Origin of the sequence: Candidatus Dormiibacter sp., assembly GCF_050999135.1 — a bacterium.
Taxonomy (GTDB): domain Bacteria; phylum Chloroflexota; class Dormibacteria; order Dormibacterales; family Dormibacteraceae; genus Dormiibacter; species Dormiibacter spiritus.
The window spans coordinates 126,038-132,972 of the sequence record NZ_JBPCPN010000059.1 but is presented as its reverse complement, the minus strand read 5'-3'; the positions used below and the strand labels follow the sequence as shown (position 1 = coordinate 132,972).

The following is a 6,935-nucleotide window of genomic DNA, read 5'->3' as shown; positions in this document are numbered from 1 at the left end:
GAGCCTCTTCAACTGGGAGTTCTCCTTCTCGAGCTCCTTCAGCCTCTTGGCGTCGTTGGCCTTCATACCGCCGTACTGGCCCTTCCAACGATGCCAGGTCGACTCGGTGATCTCGAGGTGGCGGCTCTCCTCCTCGACGGTCTGGCCCTGGCCGAGCAGTTTGTCGCCCTCGGCGAGCTTGCGGATGATCTGGTCCGGTGAGTGCCGGCGCTTTTTCATGTGTGCTGTCCTCCTCGCTCCATTCTGGAGCATCGGACTCGCACAACGTGTGGCTCAGTTCACGGGGACCCGATCAGGGGCGCACTTCAACGAGTGGGCCGGAGCGCTGACCCTCGTCGAGGCTCAACGATTTGCGGAGCCGTTCTTGCCTTGGATTCTTCCCTAACATGCCCTCGATGCGGGAGACTCGAAGGCACCGACATAGCCGGGGCACCTCTCGCATGCCGGTGCGGAGCCGCCGTAGTACTACCCACCCCCATTAGGGTGCCGTTAAGGAACGTGGCGCCAACCGACAAGTAGCGACTGCCGGAGGGCGTCCACCTCCAACTGTCGCCACCGAAAGCGGTCGCAACGAAGAAGAGGGCCAGGTCGGCTGACCACTCCAGATCCGTCGTTCGGCGCTCCTAAGGAGGGAACCTAGGGGGTATTCGGAGCGCCGTTCGGCGCCTTCGCGAACCATCCCGAGCGGCTCACGTCGGGGACAGGCCACGAACAGTCGAGTCCTACCCATTGGTCGGTAAAGTTGGGCAGCGCTCCCGCATCCGAGAGGTGAAATAGATGGGCCATGCCGCTGTCATTCTTGTGAAGCTCGACCCGAACTCGGACTTCGAGCATCGCCATACGATCCTGAACGAGTTCATCATCCCGGAGCTCAAGGCACTACCCGGTTTCTAAAGGGCTACGTGGATGAACGATGGCGCTAGCACTGGTACGAGTGTGGTCGTCTTCGATACCGAGGAACATGCGAAAGCGGCCTTGACTTCCCTCATGCCGGCCATGCCCACCCGTGATCAGCAGCACAGTTCAAGCGATAGAAGTTGAGATCTAGCTTTTCGGCTCATACCGCATCGCCACCGCCCCCGAGCCGAACTCCAGCCGGCTCACGAGCCTCAAATCGACATGCCTCGATAGCCCCGCGAACAACGTCGGCCCGTGGCCCGCCAGCCTGGGCTGCACCACGAACTCGTACTCATCGATCAATCCCAGCTCCGCCAGCGCCAGCGGGAGCTTCACGCCGCCCACCAACAGTCCCTCACCCGGCTCTCGCTTGAGCTGCTGAACGGCCTTTCCCAGATCCCCGCTCACCAGCTCCGCGTTCCAGTCGACCCGGTCCAGGGTGCTCGACACGACGTACTTCTTTGCCCCGTCGATCGTCCGTGCGAACGGTTCCATCCAATCGGGCCTCGCTCCCGCCGGCGCCGGCAGCCGCCACGCTGCCTCCATCATCTCGTAAGTCACCCGGCCAAGGAGGAGGGCATCGGCCTGGACGAGGTTCTCGACCGCGTGACGATGCAGGTATTCGTCCGCGACCATCGCACGATGATCGCAGCACCCATCCAATGTGACGTTGATGGAATACCGAAGGGGTCGCGTTACGCAAGAGTACCGATTGGGCAGTGAGCGTGGACTCCACGATCAACCGTGCCCCATCAGCACGCGACGGACCTTCCCCGCGACACAGGGGGCTTGTCGAGTTAGAAGAATCTGCGCGTCGATTCCGCTGACCACGGAATCGGCCGGTCCAGTGGCGGTTTGAGCACGAAAATCCATCAGCTCGTGGACGGCCGTGGGCGACCGGTGTGCTACGACGTCGACGACTATAAGGGGTCGCAACGTCATCGAGCGCGGCTTCAACGACACCAAGCAGTGGCGCGGCCTCGCGAGCCGCTACGACAACTCGCCCTTACCTACCGCGGCGGGGCCGTCTTGCGAGCCATCACACTCTGGCTGAGCGCATTAGGAGACACGCCCTAGTCGGCCGTCAAGGCGCGCAGCAGCGACTCGCTTAGATCGCCAGCGGTTTGATGCGCATAGGTCCTTTGGATCATCACGAGCGATGCGTGGCCAAGGATCCGGCTTAGGGTGATCGAGTCCATACCGCGGTTGAGCATGGTAGTCGCAAATGAGTGCCTTAGCAGGTGCGGGTGGACCCGCTTCTGTAGGCCGGCTCGTTCGCCCAGTATGCGAATGAGCTGTTGGAGCCCATTTGTCGTTAGAGCTTCATAGCCCCGGCCAGGCTGGCGGATCAACGTCACAAAGATGAAGTCATGGCGGACCTCAGCCGGTCGCCCACGTGCCAGCCGCTGGAGACGCCGGTAGAGCTGTGGCTGTAGAGGCACCAAACGATCCTTCGCCCCTTTTCCATGAACCCTGATATATCGATCCCGGTTGTTCTCCATGAGGTCCGCCTCTTTCAGGCTCACGAGCTCGCCAGCCCGGATGCCGGTATCGGCCAAGAGCCGGACGATGACCTTGTCCCGCTCGGAGCGAGCCGTGTCTTCGAGGCGATCGACCTCTTGCCTAGAGAGCACGTCCACAACGCGGCGGGGTAACTTGGGCGGCTGGGCTCGCACCTCGCCGACTAGCCCCTCCCTTCGGCACCAGCTCAAGAAGAGATTGACATTGCGAATGTAGGTATCGACGGTGAATCGGGACAGCTGCTGTTGCTTCTTTCCGCCGTGCTCCAGCAGCTCCGAGGTCAACCGGTTGAGCGCCCGATTGTCGAGCTGTGCGATCTCGACGATCTCGTTCCGCTCGCACCAGGGCAGCAGTACATGAATGAGCTGGTACGAGTACGCGTCCTTTATGGTCTTGGGCGACAGACCCCGGGCTCGGCCATCGGCGAGGTAGTCCTCGATCAGCCGGGATATGGGGTTCGTGTACAAAACGGTTATGTTATACCACTTAACTGCTGCACTGGAGGTAGCCTGTAGGTGGCGCGAAACAGGGCGAAGAAGAGGGCAGTTGAACTCGAAATCGGGGTTGGTGGGCGGCGACGGGATCGAACCGCCGACCTCTAGCATGTCAAGCTAGCGCTCTCCCAGCTGAGCTAGCCGCCCTGGCGACGCCGGCGCCTATTCTAGACAGTAGTGGTCCGGCCCTCTCTCTTTGGCGCGTGACCGCCCACCCCCAGCCGGCCCCGCCGCCAGAGCCAGAGCCAGAGCCACGCCTCCCCGACTGGCGGCGCAACCTGGCTGTACTCTGGGTCGCGCAGTTCACCGCCATCCTCGGCTTCGCTTTCGCCTTTCCCTTCTTACCTCTCTATCTGAAGGACCTGGGCGTCCACCGCCAGGACCAACTCGCCTTCTTCTCAGGGCTGGCCGGTGGCGCCTCGGGACTGGCGCTGATGGTCGCCAGCCCCCTCTGGGGCATCGTCGCCGACCGCTACGGTCGCAAGTCGATGCTGGTGCGGGCGATGATCGGCGGGGCGGTCACCCTCACTCTCCTCGGTTTTGCCCGCGGGCCGGGAGACGTGATAGTGCTGCGCTTCTTGCAGGGAGCCAGCTCCGGCACTGTCGGAGCGGCGACCGCCCTGGTCGCTACGGGAACGCCGCGGGCCCGAGTTGGCTGGGCGCTGGGTGTCCTCACCTCGGCGGTTGCCGTGGGCTCGGCGATGGGGCCTTTCCTGGGCGGCATCGCGGCCGGCCAGCTGGGGCTGCGCGCGGTCTTCTGGGTTGGCGGCGGAATGCTGGCCCTGGCCGCGCTGGGCGCTGCGCTGCTGATCAGGGAGACAATGGTCCCGCGCAGCACAGCCAAGGCAGGGACTGCCCTGACCACGCTCCGGCAGAGCGGTCCCCATGCCCTGGCCGCGATCGGCGCGCTCCTCATCTGTCAGGCCATTCTCCAGACGGCTTACAGCGGCTTCAGTCCGCTGCTTGTCCTAAAGTTGCTCACCGTGATACCCAGCGGCGCCGCCACGATCACCGGCGTCGCCTTTGGCATCTCGGGCTTGAGCAGCGCAGCGGCAGCTGTGCTCTATGCCCCTTTTGCTCGGCGCCTCGGCTACCGGCGCCTGGCTGTAGTTACCGCGCTGGGTGTGGGGGCTGGGCTGGCGCTCGCCGGCCTCGGCACCATGGCCTGGACGATGGTGCTCAGCGCCGGCTTCCTCGGCCTCATGTTCGGAGCCACGAGTCCGGCGCTCTCGGCGATGCTCGGACTGGAGGTGCCCGCTTCGATCCAAGCCCGCATCTTCGGCTTCAGTTCGAGCGCGACTGCGCTCGGATTCGCTCTGGGACCGCTCGGCGGTGGCAGCATCGCCGCTCGCTGGGGCCCATCGACAGGTCTCCTTTGCCTGGCCGGCGCCACCCTGCTCCTGGCGGCAGTCCTGGTGGCACGCGTGCGGGAGCCCGCTCGGTAGGATTGCCCAGTTGTGAACCAATCCTCCTCCCCGCCGCCCATGTCGATCGACAGCGAGAGGTCCTACACAGCGCGGCTTACGACGGTCCATGGTGAGGTTCAGGTGGATCTGGCGCCGATGGCTGCCCCGGTCACCGTCAACAACTTTGTCCACCTGGCGCGCAGCGGCTTCTACAACGGGCTCACGTTTCATCGGGTGGTGCCTGGCTTCGTGGTCCAGGGCGGTGACCCTGACGGCGACGGCACAGGTGGGCCGCCGTACAAGCTGCCCGACGAGACCAATCCGGCCACCTTCACCAAGGGCTCACTGGCGATGGCCTCCAGCGCTCTCGGCGTGAGTGGCTCGCAGTTCTTCTTGGTGCTGGAGGACGCTCCGCATCTCGCTCGCTCGGGCGTCTACAACCACTTCGGCCGGGTGCGCTCGGGTCTGGAGGTTCTGGCGAAGATCAAGCCCGGAGACGAGATTCAGAGCATCGAGATCGGCGAGGCATGAGGCGATTCGGCGCTGCCAGCTCCTTGCTGCTGCTGCTGGGGCTCAGCGCCTGCGGCTATCCCGATCCCGGCAGCAGCGCCAACGCCGGACCGACCGCCGGCGTCCAGGTCGCGACACCGACTCCCTCGCCCGGCGCCTTCACGTTCGACATGGGAGCCGACGGCAAGAAGGTCACCTTCCCCGACGGCCTGCAGTACGTCGACCTCAAGATCGGCACTGGGGACAAGGTGCAACCTGGCTCGTCGGTTCGGGTCAACTACACAGGCTGGCTCTCCAGCGGTCAGGAGTTCGACTCGAGCCTGGATCGCAACCAGACGCTTTGCGCCATCCTCAGCTCGGCCGCGCAGCCCAGCGGCGACTGCACGCCAGTGATCCCGGGCTGGAATGAGGGCGTGCCCGGAATGCGCGTGCACGGGGAGCGCCGGCTCACGATCCCGCCCGACCTTGCCTACGGCAGTCAGGGCTCGGGACCCATCCCGGCGAACGCGATCCTGATCTTCATCATCCGGGTGGAGAAGATCGAGGCAGGCCCCCAGCCGACGCCAGCCGCAACCCCCTAACACCACCGTCCCGCTGAGGCAGCTAAGAGCGGGAAGGGCTCTCCGGACGTTGTTGTCCCTGCGCGGCGACGGCTGAAGTCAGTGGGCGCTTGCGCTGACGCCGATCGCGAAGTAGAGAATGCCGTACAGGAAGATCCAGACCAGGTCGACGAAGTGCCAGTAGAGAGTGATCGCCGCCGGGCCGACGTGGTGCTGGGTATCGAACTGTCCCTTCAGCGCCCTACCCAGGACCAGGGTCAGCAGGATCAAGCCACCCGCCACGTGGCCCCCGTGGAACCCCGTCATGGTGAAGAAGGCGCTGGCGAACTGGTTGGTGGTCAGCTTGATGTGGGCGGTCGCGAACTCGAAGGCCTGGCCGGCCTCGAAGGCCACGCCGAGGAGGATGGTGCCGATCCAGAGCCCATAGAAGGTCATGCGCGGAGCGCCGAACGGCCCGACGCTGAAGGCAACGGCTATGCAGGCGCCCTGGATGATCGCGCCGAACAGAGCCAGGCCGACCTCGAACCACAAACCCGACACGGCCGAAATCGCGGCGAACAGCAGGTCGGCGCCGCCGAAGAAAGCCAACGCGCCAGCGGCCACCAGGGCGCCCTTGCCCAGGCGCGAACCGTGGCGCAGCGCTTCCAGTCCGAAGTGGCACGTGATGCCGCTGGAGAGCAGGACAGCTGTGTTGATGGTGGGCAGCGGCCAGTACTCGACAGCCTTGGTCCCGGGCGGCGGCCACTGGCCGTGGGAAGCGAAGAGGTAGGCGTAGACGGCGAACAGGCTGCCGAAGAACATGACTTCGGAGGCCAGGAAGATGTACATGCCCATGACGCCGACGTGGAAGCTGGGCTCCTTTGGCGCCGGCTCGAAGTGCGCCCGCGGTGCCTGGGCGACCGCCATCAGTGGACCTCCTCGACGCGAGTTTCCGTGGGCTGAGCCGCCGCCGGGGCGGCTGCCATCGCTTCTGTGTGGGCACCCTGGCTCGCCGCCTCGAAGCCCGGAAAGTGCCGGGTGTCCTCGACGACCACCCAACCGATGACACCGAACAAGAAGATGGCGAGGCCGATGACGGCGAGCACCAGCCGGGCAGGCGTAGCAAAGGGAACGGCGGCAAGGGCCATGAAGAACAGGCCGAGGCAGATGATGATGGGATAGCTGGAGCCGGGTGGCATGTGAATGCCGAGCTCATGCGCCTTCCGGTCGAAGTCGACCACCACCACCTGATCTTCGGGTCTGAGCGGCGGCTCGAGATCGAAGCGGCTGCAGTCCCGGCGGGCGGGATCGACCTCTCGCCAGGCCTGGAACGCGGCCGAGGCGAATCGGCTCGACGGCCAGATCGAGTAGCCGCAGTTACGGCAGTACTGGCCGAAGCGGGCTGTGAGGAGACCGCAGTTCGGGCAATTGATCGCCAGCGCAGGACTGTTGACGTCCACGAAGGTGGGCTTGGTCGCTCGAGACACTTTGCCTGCGATTCTAGTCGACAGTAGCTGCCCACCGTGTCCGCGCCCCGAGGTCCGACAAGCCCACATCTGGCGGCGAAC

General features: G+C 64.9%; 8 protein-coding genes, 1 tRNA gene and 1 pseudogene. 4 read left to right on the top strand and 6 right to left on the bottom strand.

What is annotated here, in order from left to right:
- Together ACR2MZ_RS14860 and ACR2MZ_RS14855 are read right to left on the bottom strand one after the other, a co-directional pair.
- On the bottom strand, nt 1-252 hold a 252-nt coding region (locus ACR2MZ_RS14860; protein ID WP_434005823.1), incomplete at its 3' end, for a transposase.
- 792 nt (nt 253-1,044) lie between these two features.
- Nucleotides 1,045-1,533: a dihydrofolate reductase family protein gene (locus tag ACR2MZ_RS14855; protein ID WP_434005822.1), complete on the bottom strand. Its 489-nt coding sequence runs from the start codon at nt 1,531-1,533 to the stop codon at nt 1,045-1,047.
- Between the two features lie 74 nt (nt 1,534-1,607).
- Between ACR2MZ_RS14855 and ACR2MZ_RS14850 the strand changes: the two are divergent.
- Nucleotides 1,608-1,974 (top strand): annotated as a pseudogene (locus ACR2MZ_RS14850) (transposase family protein); the annotation flags it as partial.
- Here ACR2MZ_RS14850 and ACR2MZ_RS14845 read toward each other — a convergent pair.
- Complete coding sequence (locus ACR2MZ_RS14845; protein WP_434005821.1) at nt 1,971-2,885, bottom strand: tyrosine-type recombinase/integrase; 915 nt, start codon at nt 2,883-2,885, stop codon at nt 1,971-1,973. The pseudogene ACR2MZ_RS14850 and the gene ACR2MZ_RS14845 overlap by 4 nt on opposite strands.
- A 98-nt stretch (nt 2,886-2,983) precedes the next feature.
- Nucleotides 2,984-3,059 (bottom strand) — tRNA-Val (locus tag ACR2MZ_RS14840).
- Between the two features lie 56 nt (nt 3,060-3,115).
- Here ACR2MZ_RS14840 and ACR2MZ_RS14835 point away from each other — a divergent pair.
- The 3 genes from ACR2MZ_RS14835 to ACR2MZ_RS14825 are packed head-to-tail and all read left to right on the top strand — an operon-like array spanning nt 3,116 to nt 5,409.
- Complete coding sequence (locus ACR2MZ_RS14835; protein ID WP_338182103.1) at nt 3,116-4,357, top strand: MFS transporter; 1,242 nt, start codon at nt 3,116-3,118, stop codon at nt 4,355-4,357.
- Between the two features lie 12 nt (nt 4,358-4,369).
- Nucleotides 4,370-4,849 (top strand): peptidylprolyl isomerase, encoded by a 480-nt coding sequence (locus tag ACR2MZ_RS14830; protein WP_338182100.1) that lies wholly within the window; start codon nt 4,370-4,372, stop codon nt 4,847-4,849.
- Complete coding sequence (locus ACR2MZ_RS14825) at nt 4,846-5,409, top strand: FKBP-type peptidyl-prolyl cis-trans isomerase (protein ID WP_434005820.1); 564 nt, start codon at nt 4,846-4,848, stop codon at nt 5,407-5,409. The genes ACR2MZ_RS14830 and ACR2MZ_RS14825 overlap by 4 nt, the downstream gene beginning before the upstream one ends.
- Nucleotides 5,410-5,487: 78 nt before the next feature.
- On the opposite strand, the gene ACR2MZ_RS14820 is transcribed toward ACR2MZ_RS14825, so the two are convergent.
- A complete protein-coding gene (locus ACR2MZ_RS14820) occupies nt 5,488-6,294 on the bottom strand; it encodes a cytochrome c oxidase subunit 3 (RefSeq protein ID WP_338182094.1) in 807 nt (268 codons plus the stop codon).
- Nucleotides 6,294-6,854: a hypothetical protein gene (locus ACR2MZ_RS14815; RefSeq protein ID WP_338182091.1), complete on the bottom strand. Its 561-nt coding sequence runs from the start codon at nt 6,852-6,854 to the stop codon at nt 6,294-6,296. Before ACR2MZ_RS14815 ends, ACR2MZ_RS14820 begins: the two co-directional genes overlap by 1 nt.
- Nucleotides 6,855-6,935 lie beyond the last annotated feature (81 nt).

What these genes read in the sequence shown, in the direction of transcription:
- ACR2MZ_RS14855 (WP_434005822.1), bottom strand. Translation starts at nt 1,533, where the DNA reads ATGGTCGCGGACGAATACCTGCATCGTCACGCGGTCGAGAACCTCGTC.
- ACR2MZ_RS14825 (WP_434005820.1), top strand. Translation starts at nt 4,846, where the DNA reads ATGAGGCGATTCGGCGCTGCCAGCTCCTTGCTGCTGCTGCTGGGGCTC.
- ACR2MZ_RS14820 (WP_338182094.1), bottom strand. Translation starts at nt 6,294, where the DNA reads ATGGCGGTCGCCCAGGCACCGCGGGCGCACTTCGAGCCGGCGCCAAAG.